Source organism: Pseudomonas migulae (genome assembly GCF_043225285.1).
GTDB classification, from domain to species: domain Bacteria; phylum Pseudomonadota; class Gammaproteobacteria; order Pseudomonadales; family Pseudomonadaceae; genus Aquipseudomonas; species Aquipseudomonas migulae_C.
Genome location: NZ_CP171224.1, coordinates 3099235 through 3123343, shown reverse-complemented (window position 1 = coordinate 3123343; position 24109 = coordinate 3099235). Strand labels below are relative to the sequence as shown.

Genomic DNA, 24109 nt, shown 5'->3' with positions numbered 1-24109 from the left:
GCTATGGATCGAGGTGATGCAATCGCCAGCAGGCTGGCTCCCACAGGGGTTGGTGTGAACACCACAAATCCACTGTGGGAGCTAGCCTGCTAGCGATTAGCGGCCCCAAGGCCGCGGCTTTTAAAGGACCTGACGAAGGAAGGCCTGGGCCCGCGGATCCTTCGGCGCATCAAAGAACTCCGCCGGCGAGGCGTCTTCCAGCAATTTGCCGTGATCGAAGAACAGCACCCGGTCCGCCACTTCCCGGGCAAATCCCATTTCGTGGGTGACGCAGACCATGGTCATGCCTTCCACGGCCAGGGTTTTCATCACGTCCAGCACTTCGCCGACCATTTCCGGGTCGAGCGCCGAGGTTGGCTCGTCAAACAGCATGACCTTCGGCTCCATGGCCAGCGCGCGAGCAATCGCCACGCGCTGTTGCTGGCCGCCGGACAGGCGCGACGGGTACTCGTTGGCCTTCTGCGCAATCCCGACCTTTTCCAGCAACGCCAACGCCTTGGCTTCACGCTCTTTCTTGCCGCGCTTGCGCACGACTTTCTGCGCGAGGCAAAGGTTTTCCAGCACGGTCATATGCGGGAACAGGTTGAAGTGCTGGAACACCATGCCGACTTCCCGGCGATAGGCATTGACGTCGGTTTTCGGGTCGGCCAGTTGCAGGCCGTCGATGCTCACCGAGCCCGAGTCGAATTCTTCCAGGCCATTGAGGCAACGCAGGAAGGTCGATTTGCCGGAGCCGGACGGGCCGATCACCACCAGCACTTCGCCTTTCGCCACGCGGGTCGAAACGTTATCCACCGCGCGCACCACCTGGCCACGGGTGTCGAAGACTTTTACCAGATCGCGGACTTCAATCACTTTGCGCGAGCCTCCGCTCAAGCCGACTGGCGATTTTCGACAGCGGCAGGTTGATCAACAGGTACAGGCCGGCGACGCAGAACAGGATCTCGAACGGCGAAAACGAGGTAGTGATGACTTCGCGACCGCTTTTCAGCAGTTCGGTAATGGCGATCACCGACACCAGCGAGGTGTCCTTGACCAGGCTGATGAACTGCCCGGCGAGGGGTGGCAGCACGCGTTTGAACGCTTGCGGCAACACCACATGACGCATCGACTGACCGGCGCTCAAACCGAGGGAACGCGCGGCTTCGTTCTGGCCGCGGGCGATCGACTGCACACCGGAACGGATGATTTCCGCTACATAGGCACCGGTGAACAGCGACAGCGCGGCGATCCCGGCGAACTCCCGCGACAGGTTCATCACGGTGCCGATGAAGAAGTAGAAAATGAAAATCTGTACCAGCAACGGCGTACCGCGCACCAGTTCGACGTAGATCGTCGACAGGTCGCGCAGGGTCGGGTTGTTCGACAGACGGCACAGGCCGGTGGCCAGACCGATCAACAGGCCGAGCACGCCAGACACCACGGACAGCCACAGGGTGGTCCAAAGGCCCCACATCAACGGCCCGGCGGCCCAATGACGGGTTACGCCGATCACGTCGCCTTCGGCCACGTCATCGCCCTGGGCGACTTGCAGGCTGTTGTCGTCGACGATCAGGTGCTGCTCGTCACCGGCGTCGTTGCGCAGGGTGACTTCAGCCTTGTCGCCCTTGCGCACCAGTTCGCTGACGGTGGAGATGTCGGCGGCGCGCTGGGATTCTTCGGCGTGGTAGGCGAAATACTGCGGCACGCGGTTCCAGCGCCACTCGTAGGACATCAGCGAGGTGGCGTAATACAACGCGCCGGCCAGGCCGATCAGCACCAGCACGGTCAGAACGTGCCAGGGCCATTGGGCTTTTTTCTGTTTCATTTGCTGTGAAGTTTCCGAATTCTGTGTCGCGAAGGAGGCCGCCTTCGCGAGCAGGCTCGCTCCCACATTGGAATGCGCATTCCTGTGGGAGCGAGCCTGCTCGCGAATGGGGCAACTCGGTCTGACCGAGTGTTACTCCATGTCCTTAAGCCAGCCGGTGTCTTTGAACCACTTGTCATGGATGCGATCGTAGGTGCCGTCTTCGTGGATCTGGTGCAGGAAGTTGTTGATGAAGTTGATGCTGTCGTAGTCACCCTTCTTCAGACCAAAGGCCAGCGGTTCGTAGGTGAACGGCTTGTCGAGGAACACCAGTTTGCCGTTGCCGACCTTGTTCACGGCCACGACGTTGTAAGGCGCGTCGTAGATGAAGGCGTCGGCCTTGCCGTTGACCACGTCGAGCACGGCTTCCTGCTCGTTGTCGTAGCCGTGGTACTTGGCCTTGGAGATCAGCTTCTTCGCGACCATCTCGCCGGTGGTGCCGAGCTTGGAGGTGATGCGGTAGTCAGCGGTATTCAGGTCCTTGTAGGACTTGATGGTGCCTTCCAGTTCCTTGCGGATCAGCAGGGTCTGGCCGACCACGATGAACGGTTCGCTGAAGTTCAGGCGCAGGTTGCGTTCCTGGGTCAGGGTCATGCCGCTGCCGATCATGTCGAACTTGTCGGTCAGCAGGGCCGGGATGATGCCGTCGTAGCCGGTGGAGACCATTTCCAGCTTGACGCCCATGGCCTTGGCCATGGCTTTGAGGATGTCGACTTCGAAACCGATGATCTCGCCGCGCTTGTTGGTCATCTCGAACGGCATGTAAGTCGGGTCCATGCCGACTTTCAGCGTGCCGCGCTTGACCGCGTCATCGATGGCACCGGCCTGTGCCGTGCTGACTGCAACCAATGCCGTGACGCCGACCAGCAGCATCGAGAGATACTTCTTCATCATCATGTCCCCAAAACCATTGCGTTATGAGGCGCGCAAACGGCGGCTCCCCTGAGGAAACGCACCAATACGGACAAAAATTATCCGGGCGCACCAATTCGGGGACGGATCCTAACGTACTCGCTCGTTTGCACAAGGGTTTAGGCGGGAATTATTGCGGGACCAACCTGTAGGAGCGAGCCTGCTCGCGATGGTTTTCAACGATTACGCGTGTTTACTGACGAAACACGGCGCTCTTGAGTCCATCGCGAGCAGGCTCGCTCCTACAGGGGGGTTTCTTTTAGGCCAACTGCGGTTGCGCACTCAATGGCTTGAGCGGCAGCAGTGGCGCATGGGGATCGGCTTTCACCGATTTGCGCCAGGCTTCCAGCCACTCGGGGTGGCCCTCATTCCAGACCTGCTCGTGCAGGCGAGCCAGTGCCACCGGATCGCTCAGCAGTTGCACACGCTCATTGTTGTTCAGGCCATCGGGCCCGACTTTCAACGCATGACGAACCCGTTCGATCCGCAGCCATTCGATCGGCTCGGCCTCACGGTGACGCGAGGTCGCCAGCGAGCACGCCAGGGCGTTCTGCTGTGGATCGACCACCGAGCGGATGAAGCCGTCTTTCAGCGCGTGATAACGGTTTTCATGGGTGTACTGGTCAGTGGCCAGCAGCGCCTGTGGCGGATTGTATTCCTCAGGGATCAGGAACAGGCTCTCGTCACGGGACTTCAGGCCCAGGCCCACGCGGCTGGAAATCACCGACACCGGGATCGACAGCATCAACGAACCGACGATCGGCACCAGCCACCAGAGGAAGCTCGGGTTCAGCCAGATCACCAGCAAGGCCCAGAAGAAGCCCAGCAAGGTTTGCGGACCGTGGCGCTTGACCGCCTCGCTCCATGGCGTGGAGTCGTCGTCACGTTGTGGCGAGTTCCAGGTCGCGGCCCAGCCGAGGAACGCGGCGAGGACGAAACGGGTGTGGAAAATCATCCGCACCGGCGCCAGCAACATGGAGAACAACATCTCCAGCAGCATCGACAGGGTCACCTTGAACTTGCCGCCGAACTCTTTCGCGCCCTTGGCCCAGATCAGGATGATGCTCAACAGTTTCGGCAGAAACAGCAGCACGATCGTGGTCGAGAATAGCGCGATGGCCTTGTCCGGGTGCCATTGTGGCCACAGCGGATAGAGCTGACGTGGTTCGAGGAAGTACTGCGGCTCCATCAGCGTGTTGACCGCCAGCAGCGCCGTCGACAGCACGAGGAAGAAGAACCACAACGGCGCCGACAGGTACGACATCACGCCCGTCAGGAACACCGCGCGGTGCACCGGGTGCATGCCCTTCACCAGGAACAGGCGGAAGTTCATCAGGTTGCCGTGGCACCAGCGACGGTCACGCTTGAGTTCGTCCAGCAGGTTCGGCGGCAACTCTTCGTAGCTGCCCGGCAGATCGTAGGCAATCCACACGCCCCAACCGGCACGGCGCATCAGCGCGGCTTCGACGAAGTCGTGGGACAGGATCGCACCGGCGAACGCACCTTTACCCGGCAACGGCGCCAGGGCGCAGTGCTCGATAAACGGCTTCATGCGAATGATCGCGTTGTGGCCCCAGTAGTGGGATTCGCCCAACTGCCAGAAGTGCAGACCGGCGGTGAACAGCGGACCGTATACCCGAGTGGCGAACTGCTGCATGCGTGCATACAGCGTGTCCATGCCCGAAGCACGCGGCGCGGTCTGGATGATCCCGGCGTCCGGCGTGGCTTCCATCAAGCGCACCAGACTGGTGAGGCATTCGCCGCTCATCACCGAGTCGGCGTCGAGCACGACCATGTACTTGTAGTCACCGCCCCAACGACGGCAGAAGTCGTCGAGGTTGCCGCTTTTACGTTTTACGCGACGACGACGGCGGCGATAGAAAATCTTGCCGAAGCCCTTGGCTTCGCGGCAGACGTCCAGCCAGGCCTGCTGTTCGGCGACGCAGATGTCGGCATCGTTACTGTCGCTGAGCACGAAAAAGTCGAAGCGATCCAGGTCACCCGTGGCCGCCACCGACTCGAACGTCGCGCGCAAACCGGCGAATACCCGTGGCACGTCTTCGTTGCAGATCGGCATCACCAGTGCGGTGCGCGCGTCCTTGGCGATCGGCTCGTTGCCGGCACTTTTGCCGGAGATACGGTATTTATCGTGACCGGTGAGCAACTCGAGGAAGCCCATCAACGCTGTCCAGAAACCGGCCGACACCCAGCAGAACAGAATCCCGAACATGATCAGGATGGTGGTCTGCAACGCATACGGCAGCACTTGCGTGATGGTTTGCATCAACGGTTGATGCAGGACTTCGTTCAGGTCGACGAACGACCAGCCCTGGTAAGGCATGATGCCTTTCATGTACCAGCCGGCGACGATGGTCTGGCCGAGCATCAGCACCAGCAGAATGTAACGGCGGATCGACCCGACCGTACGCCAGCGCGCGGCCGGCAATACGTTCTCGTCTTTCGGCGGAGCCGGCGGGTTGGTCCGGCCGGTCAGGCGGCGCCAGCCGCGCACCAGGATGTTGGTGCGCCACGGCTCCGGCACGACCTTGGTCCGGCGGATCGGCGGCGTTGCCTTGAGGCAAACGCGACCGCTGGCGTCGAGCACCAGCATTTCCGCTTCTTCCAGCTCTTCGGCGCTATTCAGGGTCAAGCGACGGCCCACCGAAGCCTGGGCGGCCTCGGTCGGGGTGTCGAACGTCGAGGACGACAGACGCTGGTGCAGTTCACTGAAGGACTGGCAGCCCGCGAGTTCCGCGCGCTGCTCGTCGGTCATCGGTAAATGCGCCAGATACTCGGCAAGAGTCTCTGGCTGTACTTGAGAATTACTCATCGGCAGGCAACTGGTAGCTCCAGGTCTCGGTCAGGACTTCTTCAGTCGGTGCCGATTCCGGTGTGGCTGGGGCCGCGTCCGCAGCAGCAGGCTGCTTGGCGTCTTTGTTGTCCTTGTCCTTGGCATCCGCGACTGGCTTGGCGTCGGCCTGCTTGGCCTCGGCGGCCTTCGCTTCCTTCTCCACTTTTTCCGCTTGCTTGGCCGCCACTTTGTCAGCCTTGGCCACGGAAGAATTGGACGCTGGAACCGAAGACTTCGCGAGATCGGCCGGCACTACATTTTGAACCAGTGCCGCACGCATCTCGGTGGACTTGCCCGGATCCTTGATCTTCATCCGCAGGGTCAGGCGCCAGCCTTTGGTTTCCGGATTGTAACGCACGCTGTTCTCGACCAGTTCGGCGTTGTCGCCGACGCTGACTTGGCTGCGCACGTCGGTATCCGGGGCCAAGGCGGCCAGGGACGGACCTTCGAAGTCCACGAGGTAGGCAACGCTGCCGTCCGGCTGACGAATCAGGTTGGACTGTTTGACATCGCCGGTGGAGCGCAAGGTCTGTTTGACCCAGGCGCTGTCCGGTGCGTGAATTGCCGCTTCGTCCATGGTCCAGTGCAGGCGGTAGCCGAATTCCAGCGGCTGACCTGGCTCAGGCAGTTTTTCCGGGCTCCAGAAGGCAACGATGTTGTCGTTGGTTTCGTCGGCGGTCGGAATTTCGACCAGGTCGACAGAACCCTTGCCCCAATCGCCTTTCGGTTCGATCCAGGCACTTGGGCGCTTGTCGTAGCGGTCGTCGAGGTCTTCGTAGTGGCTGAAGTCACGGCCACGTTGCAGCAGGCCGAAACCACGCGGGTTCTCGATGGAGAAGTTGCTCACCGCCAGGTGTTTCGGGTTGTTCAGCGGACGCCAGATCCACTCGCCGTTGCCGGCATGGATCGACAGACCGCTGGAGTCATGCAGTTCACGACGGTAGTTCAGCACTTTGGAAGGCTGGTTGGCGCCGAACAGGAACATGCTGGTCAGCGGCGCAACGCCAAGCTTGGTGACCTTGTCACGCAGGAACATCTGCGCCTTGACGTCGACGATGGTGTCGCTGCCTGGACGCAGGGTCAGGCGATAGGCACCCGTGGCGCGTGGCGAATCCAGCAGCGCGAAAATCACCAGGTGCTTGTCGCCCGGTTTTGGCTGTTCGATCCAGAACTCACGAAAACGCGGGAATTCCTCACCGGACGGCAACGCGGTATCGATGGCCATGCCGCGAGCGGACAAGCCATAGGTGTGACCCTTGCCAACCACGCGGAAGTAACTCGCGCCGAGCATGGTCATGATTTCGTCTTGCTTGTCGGCCTTGTTGATCGGGTACAGCACACGGAAGCCGGCATAACCCAGCTGTTCGGTGGCTTTAGGATCGAACTTCAGATCGCCGAAATCGAAACGACTCGGGTCGTATTTGATCTCTTCGACGGTGTTGGCCGTGATTTCGTTGATTTTCACCGGCGTATCGAAGTGCATGCCCTGGTGATAGAACGACAGTTTGAACGGGGTTTTCTGATCGGCCCATTCGGCTTTTTCGGTCAGGAAACGAATTTTCTGATAGTCCGCGAATTTCATCTCGCGAAATTCGTTCGGCAGGTTACTGCGCGGGGCTTCGTATTTCTGCCCGGCCAGCTCTTTTGCCTTGGCCGACACATCATCCAGACTGAATGCCCAAAGCTGGCCGGCGCTGAGCAGGCAAAGCAGGGCAGAGCCCGCTACCAGAGCGCTTCGTAACCGTTTGGCAGACAATTTTGGTGCATTACAGGGACTAACAATCACGAGCAACCCTCGCCGAAAACAGATCAAAAAACCAACGGCCAGTTAGACGATTTGTGGGGTGTGCGGCATGAAAAAACCGACCCTGCAAACCCTTCTTGCCAAGTTGGCGAGCATTGTTCCGACTCCTATGGGGCTAAATGATTCCCCAACAGGTCCAGGACAAGTCTCTACCTAAGTCAAAATGGACCAACGAACGCTGATCCCCGTAGCGCGCGATTATCTAGTAGGCCGCGTTACAACGCATCAGGCGCAACAAAGTATTTCTCGCGAAAAACCCCTGTTTTCAGTGAAAAAGCCCTTAAAAACTTGTTTCAAGCGCTTTCAGGTCTGTAACAGGAAGGTTACCGGGCCATCATTGACCAGGTGCACCTGCATATCCGCGCCGAATCTACCTGATGCCACTGTGCCATGCACCTGTTTCGCTTTCTCTAATAGATAGTCGAAAAGCTCCTCGCCCAGCGCCGGAGGGGCAGCGGTTGAAAAACTCGGGCGCAACCCGTTTTTGGTGTCGGCGGCCAGGGTGAACTGTGAGACCAGCAGCAACCCGCCACCCACATCCGCCAAGGACAGATTCATCTTGCCCTCGGCGTCACTGAACACACGATAGTTAAGCAGCTTATGCAGAAGTTTGTCGGCACTGGCCCGAGTATCCTCGGGCTCGACCGCGACCAGCACCAGCAGTCCCTGATCGATGGCGCCGACCACCTCCCCCGCTACCTCGACCCGCGCGCCACGCACGCGCTGCAACAGGCCCTTCATGCTTCTTCGGGGGACAGGTCGAGCAAGCGCCGGGCCATCTGATCGGCGGCACGCACCAGAGCATCGGTAATGCCGGGTTCGGAGGCGGCATGCCCGGCATCGCGGATGACCTGCAGTTCACTGTTGGGCCAGTTCTGGTGCAATTCCCAGGCGTTATCCAGCGGGCAGATCACGTCGTAGCGACCGTGGACGATCACACCGGGCAAGTGGGCGATCTTGCCCATGTCGCGGATCAGCTGGTTCGGCTCGAGGAACGCATTGTTGGTGAAGTAATGGCATTCGATGCGGGCGATGGACAGCGCGCGCTGCGGTTCGGAGAAGCGGTCGACCACCATCGGATTCGGGCGCAGCGTCGCGGTCCGTCCTTCCCAGGTGGACCAGGCTTTGGCCGCGTGCATCTGGGCGATCTGATCGTTGCCGGTCAGGCGCTTGTGGAAGGCGTTGAGCAAGTCGTCGCGTTCGTCCAGCGGGATCGGGGCGACGTAGTCCTGCCAGTAGTCGGGGAACAGGCGGCTGGCGCCGGCCTGGTAGAACCATTCGATTTCCTGCGGGCGGCAGAGAAAAATCCCGCGCACGATCAGGCCGTGCACACGCTCCGGGTGGGTTTGCGCATAAGCCAGCGCCAGGGTCGAACCCCAGGAGCCGCCGAACAGCACCCATTTGTCGATGCCCAGGTGCTGGCGAATCCGCTCAAGGTCGGCGACCAGATCCCAGGTGGTGTTGTTTTCCAGGCTGGCGTGGGGGGTGGAGCGACCGCAACCGCGCTGGTCAAAGGTAACGATGCGGTACAGGTTCGGATCAAAGAAGCAGCGACTTTGCGCATCACACCCGGCGCCGGGGCCGCCATGGATGAACACCACCGGCAAACCTTCCGGTGAACCGCTTTCGTCTACGTACAGGGTGTGGGTTTCATCGACAGCCAGATCGTGCCGGGCGTAGGGTTTGATCTGCGGGTACAAAGTCTGCATTGCGCGCTCCGTAAGGGGTCGAGGTCATCCCTGGGGGGACTTCTATGATTCTGCCGTCCGGCATCATAAACCCGAATTACGTCAATGAGCATGCCCTTGCTGAGTCAGAGTTTTGCCGCCAGTTTTTTAGCCAGATAACCCAAGAGGGTTTCATAGAGCGCATCCACTTCGGCGACCTGGCCCCGCCCCCGTAAACAACCGTGAACCAGCCCCTCACCGTAATAAAGTGTCGCGGCCACGCCCGCGGCGTTCAGGCGCTCGGCGTATTGCACACCGTCGTCACGCAGCGGGTCGAATTGCGCCACGGTGATCAGCGCCGGCGGTAGTCCACTGAGATCTTGGGCCAGCAGCGGCATCGCATACGCAGGCGGTTGTTGGCTGCCGCGCAAGTACAAGGCGTGATAACAATCCACATCGCTGCTGCTGAGCAACGGCGCATCCACGCATTCGCTTCGCGACGGCAGACGGTGATCGCCACCCAGGCCCGGGTAAATCAGCACCTGCGCGGCGGGCAGTGGCTCGCCTGCATCGCGCAAGGCCAGGCACAGCGCGGCGGCGAGATTTCCCCCGGCACTGTCGCCCGCCACCAGCGTACGCGCGGGGTCCAGCCGGAACGGACCGTTGCGCAACGCGCGCCAGACTCCAAGGCAGTCGTCAAATCCTGCCGGGAACGGATGCTCCGGCGCCAGCCGGTAATCCACGGCAATCACCAGGACGCCAAGCGTCGCGGCCAGTTCGGCGCAGATGAAATCGTGGGAATCCAGGTCGCCCACCACCCAGCCGCCGCCGTGCAGGTACATCACGCACGGATCGCCATCGCTCGGTGACGACCGTTGCGGTTGATAGGAGCGCACCGGCACGCCGGCCAGTTCGAAATCCAGCACATACAGCCCGGCGGGACGTGGCGGGGTGAATGCCCGGCACATCTCGCTGTAGGCCTGGCGCAAACCGGCGAGGCTGCTGTCAGTGCTGTTGAAACTGACGGTTTTCTCGACGAATGCCGTCATCTCGTCAGATAGGGGATAAATTGCCATAGACCTGCCGCCGCGATTTTGTGAAGTGCGAATAACCCTGTGGGAGCGAGCCTGCTCGCGATAGCGGTGAGTCAGCCAACGTTGATGTCGCCTGACACTCCATCGCGAGCAGGCTCGCTCCCACATTTGGTTTGCGGTGTTGCTCAGTTTTTGAGGGTGGCCTGGACGGTTGCGACGCCATCCTTGCCATCAAAACTGCTGACGCCCGCCAACCAGCGCTGCAGGTCTTCCGGGTGATCGCGCAGCCACTGCCTGGCCACGTCCTGCGGCGTCTTGCGCTCCATGATTGGCACCATCAACTGGCTTTCCTGCGCGGCGGTGAACGTGAGGTTTTCCAGCAGACGGTTCACGTTCGGGCAGCGTTCGGCGTAGTCCGGCGACGTCACGGTGGAGACCGTTGCGGCCCCTTCGTTCGGCCCGTAGACATCGTCGCTGCCGGTCAGGTAAGCGATCTTCATGTTGATGTTCATCGGGTGTGGGGTCCAGCCGACAAACACCACGAACTCCTTGCGGTTCACCGCGCGCTGTACGGCGGCGAGCATGCCGGCCTCACCGGACTCGATCAGCTTGAAATCCTTCAGGCCGAAGTGATTGGTCTCGATCATGGTTTTGATCGTGGTGTTCGCACCGCTGCCCGGCTCGATGCCATAGATCTTGCCACCGAGCTGGTCCTTGAACCTGGCGATGTCGGCAAAGGTTTTCAGCCCGGCGTCGGCGACGTATTGCGGCACGGCCAGCGTTGCCTGGGCGTCGGCCAGGCTCGGTTTGGCCATGACCTTCACCTGATTGGCGGCCACGAACGGCGCGATATTGTTGTCCATCGCCGGTTTCCAGTAACCGAGGAAGATGTCGAGGCGCTTGTCGCGGATGCCGGCGAAGATGATTTGCTGCACGGCGCTGGTTTGCTTGCTTTCGTAGCCCAGGCCATTGAGCAGTACATCGGCCATGCCGCTGGTGGCGATGACGTCGGTCCAGTTGACCACGCCCATGCGCACGGCCTTGCAGGAAGCGTCGTCGCTGGCCAGAACACTGGTGCTCAGCAGAGCGGTGCCGCAGAGGATGGAGAGACAGCGGGTGAACAGTCTTTTCATTGGGGGAGCTCTCGTGCGGCAGAATTATTATGGGCCCGGTGTCTTGTTGCACCGTGCCCAGAACATTACGCAGCAGCGTGAGACCAAAAGCGAACTGTGGCGACCGAGATTTGCACGGTGGCGACTGTTCCAATCAGGTTTAGAACTGTGGGAGCGAGCCTGCTCGCGAATGCGGTGGGTCAGTCAACGTTGATGTCGCCTGACACTCCATCGCGAGCAGGCTCGCTCCCACAAGGTTTTGCGCCAGGCTTCAGCGGCTGTAGTGCTTTTGGCCCCAGGCGAGCAGGCCTTGCAGCAGTTCCTTGAGCACCACTTGCGTTGGCGCCGCGAGGTCCGGGCGATAGCGGAACGGTTCGAACTCTTCCATGTAGGTGCACTGGCCCAGCTCCAGCTGCACGGCGTGGATGTTCTGCGCTGGGTTGCCGTAGTGCCGGGTGATGTGGCCACCCTTGAAACGACCGTTCAGCACATGGCTGTAGTTGTCGTGCCGCGCGCAGATCGCTTCCAGCTGAGTGGCCAGCTGTGGATCGCAACTGGCGCCGTTGAAGGTGCCGAGGTTGAAGTCCGGCAGCTTGCCGTCGAACAGGTGCGGGATGATCGAGCGGATCGAGTGCGCATCGAACAGCAGCGCATAACCGAACTCGGCTTTCAGTCGCGCCAGCTCGTTCTGCAGCGTGCTGTGATACGGCGTCCAGACCTGCTCCAGATACGTCGCACGCTCTGCGGCCGAAGGCTCCAGGCCTTCACGGAACAAGGGAATGCCGTCGAACAGCGTCGCCGGGTAAAGACCGGTGGTGGCGCCAACGTACAACGGTTTGTCGTCCGATGGCCGGTTCAGGTCGATGACGAAGCGCGAGTACTCGGCGGCCAGCGTGCTGACGCCCAGTTCGGCAGCGAATTCGTAGAGTGTGGGAATGTGCCAGTCGGTGTCCGGCAGGCTTTTCGCGTCGGGGATCAACCCGGCTTCGACCGCCGGGGTCAGGCGCAGGCCGGCGTGGGGCATGCTGATCAGCAGCGGCACGCGACCTTGTTTGAAGTTCAGAACCTTATCCACAACTGTTCTCCTAAACGCTCGTTTCAACGCCGTGACGCACGACGCGTTTTTCCAGATCACCGCCCAGCCAGTACGACAGGTCGGCGGGACGATCGATTTGCCAGGCGACAAAATCCGCGACCTTGCCGGCCTCCAGCGAACCATGGGTGTCGGCCATGCCTAATGCGGTGGCGGCATGAATCGTCGCGCCGGCCAGGGCTTCTTCCGGGGTCATGCGGAAACAGGTGCAGGCCATGTTCAGCATCAGGCGCAGCGACAGCGCCGGTGACGTGCCGGGGTTGAGGTCGCTGGCGATGGCGATCTTGACCCCGTGTTTGCGCAACGCGTCCATCGGCGGCAACTGGGTTTCACGCAGGAAGTAGAACGCACCGGGCAGCAACACGGCGACGGTGCCGGACGCGGCCATGGCGATGGCGTCTTCTTCGGTCATGAATTCCAGGTGATCGGCGGACAGCGCGTGATACCGCGCCGCCAGGCTCGAGCCGTGCAGCGACGACAGTTGTTCGGCATGCAGCTTCACCGGCAAACCGAGTTTTTGTGCGGTGACGAACACACGCTCGACCTGCGCCGGCGAAAACGCCAGGTATTCGCAGAACGCGTCCACCGCATCCACCAGCCCTTCGGCGGCCAGGGCCGGCAGCATTTCGGCACAGATGTGGTCGATGTAGTCGTCGGCGCGATCCTTGTATTCCGGCGGCAAGGCGTGGGCAGCCAGGCAGGTGCTGCGCACGCTGATCGGCAGTTCGGCGCCAAGACGGCGGGCCACGCGCAGCATCTTGCGTTCGTTGGCCAGGTCGAGGCCGTAGCCGGACTTGATTTCGATGCTGGTGACGCCATCGCGCATCAGGCTCTTCAGCCGCTTGGCGGCGCTGGCGAACAACTCGTCTTCACTGGCCGCGCGCGTGGCGCGTACGGTGCTGGCGATGCCGCCGCCGGCCGCGGCGATCTCCGCGTAGCTGACGCCTTGCAGGCGCTGTTCGAATTCACCGCTGCGGTTACCGCCGAACACCGTGTGGGTGTGGCAGTCGATCAGGCCCGGCGTGACCCAGGCCCCGTTCAAATCGTTGACGGCCGGGTATTCACCCGCCGGCAGTTCAGCGCGTGGGCCGATCCACTCAATGTGCGCACCGGACGTCACGATGGCCGCATCCTCGATGATCGAGTAGACGCCTTGCGCCATGGTTGCGACGTGGCAGTGTTGCCAGAGAGTTTTCATCCCGATTTCCTCATCTTGTTCAAAATCGAATCGCTGGCAAGCCAGCTCCCACAATAATTGGGGCTGCCTGAAACTTTGCTTTCACAGCAGATCCCTGTGGGAGCTGGCTTGCCAGCGATGGCGCCCTTACAGGCTAGGCAGCAACTTCGCCGACACCAGCTCGCTCAGGCACCGCGTAGCCAACAACTCGCTGGCGGCATCGATGTCCGGCGCAAAGAACCGGTCCTTCTCATAAAACGGCACTTCCTTACGCAAAATCGCCCGCGCCTTTTCCAGCTTCGGCGAGGTCTTCAGGCCATTGCGCAGGTCCAGCCCCTGAACCGCCGCCAACCATTCCACCGCCAGCACACCACGGGTGTTCTCAGCCATTTCCCACAAGCGCTTGCCCGCCGCCGGGGCCATGGACACGTGGTCTTCCTGGTTCGCCGACGTCGGCAGGCTGTCCACCGAATGCGGATGGGACAACGCCTTGTTTTCGCTCGCCAGCGCGGCAGCGGTGACTTGCGCGATCATGAAGCCGGAGTTCACGCCGCCATTGGCCACCAGGAACGGCGGCAGTTGCGACATGTGCTTGTCCATCATCAGCGAGATGCGGCGCTCGCTCAGGGAGCCAATTTCCGCGATGGCCAACGCCATGTTGTCAGCGGCCATGGCGACCGGTTCGGCGTGGAAGTTACCGCCGGAAATCACGTCGCCTTCTGCGGCGAATACCAGCGGGTTATCCGACACGGCATTGGCTTCGACGGCCAACACTTCGGCGGCCTGACGGAACTGGGTCAGGCACGCGCCCATGACTTGTGGCTGGCAACGCAGGGAATACGGGTCCTGGACCTTTTCACAGTTCTGGTGCGAGTCGGACACTTCACTGCGCTCGCCGAGCAAATCGCGGTAAGCGGCAGCGGCGTCGATCTGGCCTTTCTGGCCACGGGCGGCGTGGATGCGCGCATCGAACGGCGAGCGCGAGCCCAGTACCGCTTCGACGGACAGGGCACCCAATGCCAGAGCACCGGCAAACAGATCCTCACCTTCGAACAGCCCGCGCAGCGCGTAAGCGGTGGACACCTGAGTGCCGTTGAGCAGGGCCAGACCCTCTTTCGCGGCCAGGGTCAGCGGCGCCAGGCCAGCGACTTTCAGCGCTTCGGTGGCTGGCAGCCATTCGCCTTTGTAGCGCGCCTTGCCTTCGCCCAGCAGCACCAGCGACATGTGAGCCAAAGGCGCCAGGTCACCGGATGCACCCACCGAACCTTTCAACGGAATGTGCGGGTAAACCTCGGCGTTGATCAGGGCGATCAGTGCGTCGATTACCACCCGGCGAATGCCGGAGAATCCACGGCTCAGGCTGTTGACCTTAAGCACCATGACCAGGCGCACCAGCGCGTCGCTGATCGGTTCGCCGACACCGGCGGCGTGGGACAGAACCAGCGAGCGCTGGAGGTTTTCCAGGTCTTCGCTGGCGATGCGGGTCGAGGCCAGCAGACCGAAACCGGTGTTGATGCCGTAGGCGGTACGGTTCTCGGCAAGGATCTGTTCCACGCAGGCAACGCTGGCTTCGATCTGTGCCGAGGCGCTGTTGTCGAGGGTGAGCTGGACCGGTTGCTGGTAGATATCACGCAGCTGGGCAAGGGTCAGTTGGCCGGGAATCAAATTTAGCGCAGTCACTTTTATTCTCCTTTTGAGAGTCTTTTTGTTAACTAACCAGACGCTCCGGAAATGTCCGTTGTCCGTCGCTTCCCGCCTTGTGGGGGGCTGGCGCCTTGGCACGCTGGTTTGAGGTAGGAATCAGTTCAGATTCGGTAACGCCTTGTGCAGCAAATTCGAGTCTTTCAACACACTGGCGGCCGCGGCGATATCCGGTGCCAGCCAGCGGTCCTGGTCGTAGGCCGGAACGCGCTCGCGCAGCAGGCGCCACGCGGCGTCGGTGCCGGCGCCGAAGCGCTGTTCTTTGAGGAATTCAAACGCCTGGGCCGCCAGCAGGTACTCGATGGCGAGGATCTGCGTGCAGTTTTCCAGCGCGCGGTGCAGCTTCAGCGCGGCGTTGGTGCCCATGCTCAGGTGGTCTTCCTGAAGGCCCGAGGTGACGTAGTTGTCGAGTACCGCCGGCTGCGCCAGTTGGCGGTTTTCCGCACAGAGCGACGCGGCGACGTATTGCACGATCATCATCCCGGAGTTCACCCCCGGATTGGCCACCAGGAAGGCCGGCAGGCCGCTGACGTGCGGGTTGATCAGACGGTCGAGACGACGCTCGGCGATGGAGCCGATTTCTGCCATGGCAATGGCCAGCAGATCAGCGGCCATGGCCACGGACTGACCGTGCGGGTTGGCCTGGGACATGATGCGGAAATTGTCCGGCGTACCCAGCAGCAGCGGGTTGTCGGTGCAGCCGTTGAGCTCGGTTTCGATCTGTTGGATCGCGTGGGCCAGTTGATCCCGTGCCGCGCCGTGGACCTGCGGGATCGAACGGATGCTCAGCGCGTCCTGGGTGCGAATGCCCTTGCTCGACGCAATCACTTCACTGCCATCGAGCAAGGCGCGCAGATTGATGCCGACCTTCTGCATGCCCGGGTGCGGCTTGAGCGCGATGATCTCGGCGTCGAACGCGGCGATCTGCCCGCGCTGGGCCTCGAAGCTCATGGCGCTGATCACGTCGGCCCATTGCAGCAGGCGCGTGGCATCGGCAATCGCCAGGCAGCTCAGACCGGTCATGCACGGCGTGCCGTTGACCAGGCACAAGCCGTCCTTGGCGCCGAGCTGAACCGGCTGCAAGCCTTCTTCGGCGAGGGCCTGTTGCGCGGAAACGATCTGCCCGCGGTAGCTGACATTGCCGACGCCCAGCAGCGCAATGCCGATGTGCGCCATGTGGGTCAGGTAACCGACCGAGCCCTGGGACGGCACTTGCGGGGTGATGCCGCGGTTGAGCAGCGCCAGCAGGGCTTCGACGACACGGCGATGAATGCCGGATTTGCCCTGGCTGTAATTGCGGATCGCGGCGCACATGATCGCGCGAGTCTGCTCGTCGGCCAGCGGCGCGCCGACGCCACAGGCGTGACTGAGCAAGGTGTTGCGCGAGAGCTGGCTGAGTTGTTCATCCTTCAGGGAAACGTTGGACAACGCGCCCAGGCCGGTGTTGACGCCATAGGCGCGTTCGCCACTGATGACGATGCGCTGGACGATCGCCTGCGCATTGTCGATACGCGCCCAGACCTGCGTCGACAGCTCAAGCTGCGCGCCGTGACGGGCTACCGCGACCACATCCAGCCAACGCAGCGGGGCATCGGCGATTACGATTTTTTCAGCCTGGGACATCATTGACCTCGTGCGTACAACCTGAATATTGATGCAGCTTCACTGGCGCTATCGCGAGCAGGCTCACTCCTACAGGGGTACGCATTCCAACTGTAGGAGTGAGCCCGCTCGCGATCAGGCCAGCACAAGCACCGCAAATCTCTTTAAACCACCGCCGCCCGCCGCTGGACGAAGCGATCCACATACTCATCCGCCGGCGAATGCAGGATCTCTCGCGGGGTGCCGACCTGAATCAGGCGGCCATCCTTGAGGATCGCGATGCGGTTGCCGATGCGCACGGCCTCGTCGAGGTCGTGGGTAATGAAGACGATGGTCTTGTGCAGGGTCTTTTGCAGCTCCAGCAACTGGTCCTGCATCTCGGCGCGAATCAGCGGATCGAGCGCACTGAAGGCTTCGTCCATCAGGATGATGTCGGTGTCCGCCGCCAACGCACGTGCCAGGCCCACACGCTGACGCATGCCGCCCGAAAGCTGATGCGGGTATTTGTTTTCGTAGCCCTTGAGGCCCACGGTGTTGATCCAGTGCAGCGCGCGTTCGGTGCACATCTGCTTGCTCTCGCCGCGCACTTTCAGGCCGTAGGCGACGTTGTCCACCACGGTCTTGTGCGGCAACAGGCCGAAGCTCTGGAACACCATGCTGATCTTGCGACGACGAAATTCGCGCAGGGCTTCCATGTCGTATTGCAGGATGTCCACGCCGTCCACCAGGATCGCGCCGCTGGTTGGATCGATCAGGCGGTTGAAGTGACGCACCAGGGTGGATTTGCCCGAGCCGGACAGTCCCATGATCACGAAAATCTCGCCGCTGCCGATGCTCAACGAAAGGTCGTTCACACCCACCACGCAGCCGGTGTCGGCCAGCACCTGATCCTTGGTCTTGCCCTGGCCGACCATGGCCAGCGCTTCCTTGGAGCGGTTGCCGAAAATCTTGAAGACGTTTTTGACTTCGATCTTGCTCACGGTTGCGTTGTTCATTTGCTCACCTCATGCCGTGCACGACCGTACGCCTGTGTAATGCGGTCGATGACCACTGCCAGAATCACGATCGCCAGACCGGCTTCAAGGCCACGTCCGACGTTGAGGGTCTGGATCCCCACCAACACATCTTCGCCAAGGCCACGGGCACCGATCATCGAGGCAATCACCACCATCGACAGGGCCATCATGGTGGTCTGGTTGATCCCGGCCATGATGCTCGGCAGGGCCAGCGGCAGTTGCACGCCGAACAGTTGCTGCCAGCGGTTGGCACCGAAGGCGTTGATCGCTTCCATCACTTCGCCGTCAACCTGGCGGATGCCCAGGTCGGTGAGGCGAATCAGCGGCGGTGCGGCGTAAATCACGGTCGCGAAAATCGCCGGGACCTTGCCCAGGCCGAACAGCATCAACACCGGGATCAGGTACACGAAGCTCGGCATGGTCTGCATGATGTCCAGCAACGGCATCAGCACCGAACGCAAGCGATTGCTGCGCGCCGAGAGAATGCCCAGCGGAATCCCGATCAGCACCGAAATGATCGTGGCGACCATCATCAGCGCCAGGGTCTGCATCAGCTTGTCCCACAGGCCGACCGCGCCCACCAGGAACAGCAAACCGACGATCACGGCGGTGGTCACGACTTTGCGGGTCGCGTGCCAGGCCACGCCTGCGACGATGGCCAGCATCAGCCACCACGGCGCCGCGCGCAGCAGCCCTTCGAGATTGACGATGGCCCACAACAGCGTGTCGGAGATGTGCCGGAACACGTCGCCGTAGTTGGTGACCAGCGAATCGACCCAACCGTTGACCCAGTCGGCGATGGAAAAGGTAAAGCTTTCGGGAAACATAAGAGACTCTCAATCAAGGGGTTGCGATCAAGCATCCGACTGCCGTTGCCGGCAGTCGGCAAAGCTCAACCTACAAGGCCGCGTCGATCTTCTTGGCTGCGTCTTCGCTCACCCACGCGTGCCAGACTTCAGGATGTTCCTTGAGGAAGATTTTCGCCAGTTTTGGCGACTCGATGCGTTCCTTGCTCATGCGTCCCAGGTTCTGGTTCAGCAGGTCGATCGGCAGGTTGACCTTCTCGAAGACGCTCACCAGTTCCGGCGCTTCGTCGTGGAAGGTCTTGGACAGGCCGACCTTGATGGTCACGGTTTTGTTTACGCCCGGCTTCTCTTCGAGTTTCACCGCATCGACCAGGCCCATCAGCGGCGTTGGCGACCAGTAGTAGAACAGGATCGGCTCGCCACGCTTGTAGCTCGACAGCACGGCCGCATCCAGCGCCGGACCGGTGCCCGGACGGAAGTTGGTGTAGCTGCTTTCCAGGCCGTAGCTTTTCAGCATTTCGCTGTTGTCCAGCTCACAGGTCCAGCCGGCCGGGCAGTTGTAGAAACGGCCCTTGGCTGGCTCTTCGGCGTCCTTGAAAATCGCCGAGTACTTGGCCAGGTCAGCAATGTTTTTCAGGTCCGGCGCCTTGGCTTCCAGCTTGCGCTTGGCGTCGCCTTCGATCACGTAGCGCGGCACGTACCAGCCTTCAACCGCACCGACGACCGGCGCGCCGACACCGACAACTTTGCCGGCCTTCTCGGCCTTGTTCCAGACTTCACTGCGGCCGACCCACTCTTCGGCAAACACCTGGATGTCGTTGCTACTCAGGGCGTTTTCCATGGTGATGGAGTTCCCTGGCAGGCTGTCGGTCTTGCAGTCGTAACCTTTCTCCAACACGACTTGCAGCACGTCGGTCAGCAACATCGCGCTTTCCCAGTTCAGGCCGGCGAATTTCACCGGTTTGCCCGATTCGCACCAACCGGCGGCCTGAGTGGCGCCGGCGCTGGCCAGAAGGCCCATGGAAAGCAATGTGGTCAGCAGGGTCTTGTTCGATTTCATTGTTGTGACGCTCCTAATCATGAATTGGCTTACGGCAGTCAAGAGGCATCCAGCCCTGTCCACGTCCAATCAGGCCTGCGCCGCAGCGCGACCGGCTCCGCTTGTTTTAGGTTCTACAACACTGTCCTGCTCGACCGGCAGAATCAGGTGATCGGGCACGCTGCCGTGCCATTTTTTCGCACACAGGTAATACAGGGCGGCAGGTACCACCAGACCGATGATCCAGGAGATATCCACATCACCCAGCGCTGCCACCAGCGGACCGGTATAGAACTTAGTAGAGATGAATGGCAGCTGCACCAGCACGCCAAACACATAGATGCTGATACCCAGGAGGTTCCAGCGGCCATAACGACCGTTCGGATCAGCCAGCGCCGGTACGTCATAGCGCTCGCGGGTGATGCAGTAGTAGTCCACCAGGTTGATCGCGCTCCATGGTGTGAAGAACGCGAGCAGGAACAGGATGAAGGACTTGAACGCACCGAGGAACGAATGCTGGCCGAGCAACGCCATCAGGGTCGCCGCACCGACGATCACCAGCACCCATACCAGGCGCTGCAAGCGCGAGACCTTCAGGTCACCACGGAAACCGCTGAAGATGGTCGCGATGCACATGAAGCTGCCGTAGGAGTTCAGCGTGGAAATGGTGACCTTGCCGAACGCGATGCTGAAGTACAGCAGCGCGGCGGTAGCACCACTGCCGGCGAAACCCACGATGTAGGCCACTTCATGGCCGGCGTATTGGCCATTGGCCGAAGCCGCGGCAAACACGCCAAGGACCATCGCCACTTGTGCGCCAATAACCGAACCCGCGCCCGCAGCGAAAAAGGTTTTCACCGAGGACGTCTTGCTCGGCAGGTAGCGTGAATAGTCAGCCACGTAAGGGCCGAAGGCGATCTGCCAGGAGGCCGCAAGCGACACCGCCAGCAGGAAGCTGCTCCAGCTGAAGTGGCGAATTTGCAGAAGTGCGCCGACGTCTGTCTGGCTCATCAAACGGCTGAACAGATAAACGAAGGCAATCACACCAATGACGCTGGCAACCCGGCCAATCCAATGGATCACCCGATAGCCGAGCACCGTGACCAGCACGATGACACTGGCGAAAATCAGGATGCCGACGGTGTCGCTGACGCCAAACAACTGGCCCAGCGCCTGTCCGGACAGCACGGTGCCCGTGGCGGTGAAACCGAGGTACATCAGGCACACCAGCACGATCGGGATCGCGGCGCCATAAACGCCGAACTGCACCCGGCTGGAGATCATCTGCGGCAGGCCAAGCTTGGGCCCTTGCGCAGCATGCAGCGCCATCACCCCACCGCCCAGCAGTTGACCGATCAACAGACCGATCAACGACCAGAACACGTCACCGCCCAGCACCACGGCCAGGGCCCCGGTGACAATCGCGGTGATTTGCAGGTTGGCACCCATCCACAGGGTGAACTGGCTGAACAGACGACCGTGTCTTTCCGCTTCCGGGATGTAGTCGATCGAACGTTTCTCGATCAACGGTTTACTGCCTGCACGTTCGTCTTGGACAGCCATGGTTCAACCTCTGTGGATTGTTCTTCTGGGTTGGTAAAAATCTTTGTAGGAGCCGGCTTGCTGGCGATCCAGACACCGCGAGGTGTCAGGTAAAGCCCCATCGCCAGCAAGCTGGCTCCTACAGAGGTGTTGCGTTATTTACCGGTAATCATCGGCAGGTTCAGCCCCTGCTCCTTGGCGCAGTCGATCGCGATCTGGTAACCCGCATCGGCGTGACGCATGACACCGGTTGCCGGGTCGTTGTGCAGCACGCGAGCGATACGCTCGGCCGCTTCGTCAGTACCGTCGCAGACAATCACCATGCCCGAGTGCTGGGAGAAGCCCATGCCGACGCCGCCGCCGTGGTGCAGGGAGACCCAGGTCGCGCCGCTCGCGGTGTTCAGCAAAGCGTTGAGCAGTGGCCAGTCGGACACGGCGTCGGAACCGTCCTGCATCGATTCGGTTTCGCGGTTCGGGCTCGATACCGAACCGGAGTCCAGGTGGTCACGACCGATCACGATTGGCGCGGACAACTCGCCGCTGCGAACCATTTCGTTGAACGCCAGACCCAACTTGGCGCGCAGACCCAGGCCAACCCAGCAGATACGTGCCGGCAGACCCTGGAAGCTGATGCGCTCGCGCGCCATGTCCAGCCAGTTGTGCAGGTGGGCATCGTCCGGGATCAGTTCTTTTACTTTGGCGTCGGTCTTGTAGATGTCTTCGGCGTTGCCCGACAGTGCAGCCCAACGGAACGGGCCGATGCCACGGCAGAACAGCGGACGGATGTAGGCCGGTACGAAGCCCGGGAAGTCGAAGGCGTTTTCCACGCCTTCTTCCTGGGCCATCTGACGGATGTTGTTGCCGTAGTCGAAGGTCGGGATGCCTTGTTTCTGGAATTCCAGCATCGCTTTAACGTGCACGGCCATCGATTGCTTGGCGGCCTTGATCACAGCTGCCGGCTCGGTCTTGGCACGAGCGCGGTACTCTTCCCAGGTCCAGCCAGCCGGCAGGTAACCGTTGAGCGGGTCGTGGGCGCTGGTCTGGTCGGTGACCATGTCCGGACGCACACCGCGCTTGACCAGTTCCGGCAGAATTTCTGCGGCGTTGCCCAGCAGCGCGATGGAAATCGCCTTGCCTTCCTTGGTGTATTTGGCGATGCGAGCCAGTGCGTCGTCGAGGTCGGTGGCCTGCTCGTCGACGTAACGGCTTTTCAGACGGAAATCGATGCTGACCTGCTGGCATTCGATGTTCAGCGAGCACGCGCCGGCCAGGGTCGCGGCCAGCGGTTGAGCGCCACCCATGCCGCCCAGGCCAGCGGTCAGTACCCACTTACCGGTCAGGTCATCGTTGTAGTGCTGGCGACCGGCTTCGACGAAGGTTTCGTAGGTGCCCTGGACGATGCCCTGGCTGCCGATGTAGATCCAGCTGCCAGCGGTCATCTGGCCGTACATGGCCAGGCCTTTGGCGTCGAGTTCGTTGAAGTGTTCCCAGCTCGCCCAGTGCGGCACCAGGTTGGAGTTGGCGATCAGCACGCGCGGGGCGTTGCTGTGGGTCTTGAACACGCCGACCGGCTTGCCGGATTGCACCAGCAGGGTCTCGTCGTCGTTCAGGTTGGTCAGGCTTTCGACGATCTTGTCGTAGCATTCCCAGTTACGTGCCGCACGACCGATACCACCGTAAACCACCAGTTCTTTAGGGTTCTCGGCGACTTCCGGGTCGAGGTTGTTCATCAGCATGCGCAGCGGCGCTTCGGTCAGCCAGCTCTTGGCGGTCAGCTTGTTACCGCGGGCAGCGCGGATTTCTACGTCACGAAACTTAGTAGGTTTAATGTCAGTCACGAAAAAGACTCCTCAGCGATCAATCCAAACCAACCCTGGCGGTGGGTAAGCCAGCCTGTGCGCGTCGTTGCGCCACAAGCGAATCAGTGGACGCTGCGGAGAGTCTCGATCGACTCATACGCATACGTCTTTACTTGTACATACAAGCATATGCAATCAAGCGGCCAACTTGTTGGATGAGCATTCAAGAAAAATTCGGGGAGGGCTGGAAAGCCTGTAGATCGCGGGTTTGCGCAACATGAAACTTTTTGAGGGGATTTTTCGAAGGGGTGATGGCTTGTTACTGGAGCGTGGTTTTGCGCCACGCTGGGGCGTTCGGTAACAAAGTGGTGCGCGGACAGAAACAGGATTGGGGGAATGAAACATCCCCCCTGTAGGAGCGAGCTTGCTCCGGGCGGCGTTCCGACGATGGTCGTGAACGAAAATGCGTAAAACCTGATGCCCAGCGGTGCCCGTGCGTTTTTCGCGAGCAAGCTCGCTGCTACAGAGATCAGCGTGCAGTCAGCTCGATCACGCAGCAGGCGCCTTTGATGGCGACTTCCAACAGGCCGGTGTTACCAACAAGTTGCAGGCAGTCATGACGACCGAGCTGCGAAACATCGTTATCGACCTTCACGTCCAGCGCATCACTGACACTGAACACCAGCAACACCCCGGTCTCGCTGAAAAAACGCTGCTCGCCGTCCAGCCATTGCAAGCGCGCCCTGTAGCGCTGCGGCGCATAGATCAGGTTGAAATCGCGAATCGGCCCGCCCAGCAAGGTGCAGTCAACGTGGCTCTCGCCGCTGAACGCGAACGGCTCCAGCGGTAACAGCGGATGCGTGTCCTGGCCGTCGACGCGCAGGGTCATGCCGTCGCCCTGCAACACGGTGATGATCCGCTCGTAACCGGCAAAGGAAGAAAACCCGCCGGACTCACCGATGTCGGCAATCGACAGGCGCCAGCCGAAACCGTCGAGGCCCGTGCCGGCATCGCGGGTAATTTCTTCAGTGCTGCCGCCGCCGTTTTTCCACGGCATGCGCGGGTAATCTTTGGCGCGTAGAACGTTGACTTGACTCATTTATGGCTC

The 24109-nt window shown here is 61.2% G+C and carries 19 protein-coding genes; all 19 read right to left on the bottom strand.

Going from position 1 to position 24109, the window contains the following annotated elements:
- Positions 1–120: 120 nt before the first annotated feature.
- A complete protein-coding gene (locus ACF6ZU_RS14515) occupies positions 121–855 on the bottom strand; it encodes an amino acid ABC transporter ATP-binding protein (protein WP_392893507.1) in 735 nt (244 codons plus the stop codon).
- Positions 848–1807 carry an amino acid ABC transporter permease gene (locus ACF6ZU_RS14510; RefSeq protein WP_392893505.1) on the bottom strand — a complete coding sequence of 320 codons (960 nt, stop codon included), beginning with the start codon at positions 1805–1807 and terminating at the stop codon, positions 848–850. The genes ACF6ZU_RS14515 and ACF6ZU_RS14510 overlap by 8 nt, the downstream gene beginning before the upstream one ends.
- 132 nt (positions 1808–1939) lie before the next feature.
- Positions 1940–2737 carry a transporter substrate-binding domain-containing protein gene (locus ACF6ZU_RS14505; protein WP_392893503.1) on the bottom strand — a complete coding sequence of 266 codons (798 nt, stop codon included), beginning with the start codon at positions 2735–2737 and terminating at the stop codon, positions 1940–1942.
- 280 nt (positions 2738–3017) lie between these two features.
- Positions 3018–5588 (bottom strand): glucans biosynthesis glucosyltransferase MdoH, encoded by a 2571-nt coding sequence (mdoH, locus tag ACF6ZU_RS14500; protein ID WP_392893502.1) that lies wholly within the window; start codon positions 5586–5588, stop codon positions 3018–3020.
- Complete coding sequence (locus tag ACF6ZU_RS14495) at positions 5581–7395, bottom strand: glucan biosynthesis protein G (protein WP_392893500.1); 1815 nt, start codon at positions 7393–7395, stop codon at positions 5581–5583. The genes mdoH and ACF6ZU_RS14495 overlap by 8 nt, the downstream gene beginning before the upstream one ends.
- A gap of 321 nt (positions 7396–7716) precedes the next feature.
- Positions 7717–8154, bottom strand: coding sequence for a D-aminoacyl-tRNA deacylase (dtd, locus tag ACF6ZU_RS14490; protein WP_392893498.1), 438 nt, complete (start codon positions 8152–8154; stop codon positions 7717–7719).
- Positions 8151–9122 carry a prolyl aminopeptidase gene (pip, locus tag ACF6ZU_RS14485; RefSeq protein WP_392893496.1) on the bottom strand — a complete coding sequence of 324 codons (972 nt, stop codon included), beginning with the start codon at positions 9120–9122 and terminating at the stop codon, positions 8151–8153. Before pip ends, dtd begins: the two co-directional genes overlap by 4 nt.
- Positions 9123–9226: 104 nt before the next feature.
- Positions 9227–10156, bottom strand: a complete 930-nt coding sequence (locus ACF6ZU_RS14480) for an alpha/beta hydrolase (RefSeq protein WP_392893494.1) — start codon at positions 10154–10156, stop codon at positions 9227–9229.
- A gap of 143 nt (positions 10157–10299) precedes the next feature.
- Positions 10300–11247, bottom strand: a complete 948-nt coding sequence (locus tag ACF6ZU_RS14475) for a choline ABC transporter substrate-binding protein (RefSeq protein ID WP_392893492.1) — start codon at positions 11245–11247, stop codon at positions 10300–10302.
- 250 nt (positions 11248–11497) lie between these two features.
- A complete protein-coding gene (gene hutG / locus ACF6ZU_RS14470; protein WP_392893490.1) occupies positions 11498–12301 on the bottom strand; it encodes an N-formylglutamate deformylase in 804 nt (267 codons plus the stop codon).
- 10 nt (positions 12302–12311) lie between these two features.
- On the bottom strand, positions 12312–13517 hold the full coding sequence (gene hutI / locus ACF6ZU_RS14465; RefSeq protein ID WP_192226838.1) for an imidazolonepropionase: 1206 nt from the start codon (positions 13515–13517) through the stop codon (positions 12312–12314).
- A gap of 126 nt (positions 13518–13643) precedes the next feature.
- Entirely contained in the window at positions 13644–15176 is a 1533-nt protein-coding gene (gene hutH / locus ACF6ZU_RS14460) for a histidine ammonia-lyase (RefSeq protein WP_392893488.1), read from the bottom strand.
- 120 nt (positions 15177–15296) lie between these two features.
- Positions 15297–16820, bottom strand: a complete 1524-nt coding sequence (gene hutH, locus ACF6ZU_RS14455) for a histidine ammonia-lyase (protein ID WP_392893486.1) — start codon at positions 16818–16820, stop codon at positions 15297–15299.
- Between the two features lie 143 nt (positions 16821–16963).
- Positions 16964–17794, bottom strand: a complete 831-nt coding sequence (locus ACF6ZU_RS14450) for a glycine betaine/L-proline ABC transporter ATP-binding protein (protein ID WP_392893484.1) — start codon at positions 17792–17794, stop codon at positions 16964–16966.
- Complete coding sequence (locus tag ACF6ZU_RS14445) at positions 17791–18642, bottom strand: proline/glycine betaine ABC transporter permease (RefSeq protein ID WP_034148578.1); 852 nt, start codon at positions 18640–18642, stop codon at positions 17791–17793. The genes ACF6ZU_RS14450 and ACF6ZU_RS14445 overlap by 4 nt, the downstream gene beginning before the upstream one ends.
- 70 nt (positions 18643–18712) lie before the next feature.
- Positions 18713–19681 (bottom strand): ABC transporter substrate-binding protein, encoded by a 969-nt coding sequence (locus ACF6ZU_RS14440; protein ID WP_392893481.1) that lies wholly within the window; start codon positions 19679–19681, stop codon positions 18713–18715.
- A 69-nt stretch (positions 19682–19750) separates the two neighbouring features.
- Positions 19751–21223 (bottom strand): purine-cytosine permease family protein, encoded by a 1473-nt coding sequence (locus ACF6ZU_RS14435; protein ID WP_392893480.1) that lies wholly within the window; start codon positions 21221–21223, stop codon positions 19751–19753.
- 134 nt (positions 21224–21357) lie between these two features.
- On the bottom strand, positions 21358–23040 hold the full coding sequence (gene hutU / locus ACF6ZU_RS14430; protein ID WP_392893478.1) for a urocanate hydratase: 1683 nt from the start codon (positions 23038–23040) through the stop codon (positions 21358–21360).
- Between the two features lie 490 nt (positions 23041–23530).
- A complete protein-coding gene (locus ACF6ZU_RS14425) occupies positions 23531–24100 on the bottom strand; it encodes a HutD family protein (RefSeq protein WP_392893476.1) in 570 nt (189 codons plus the stop codon).
- Positions 24101–24109: the final 9 nt, after the last annotated feature.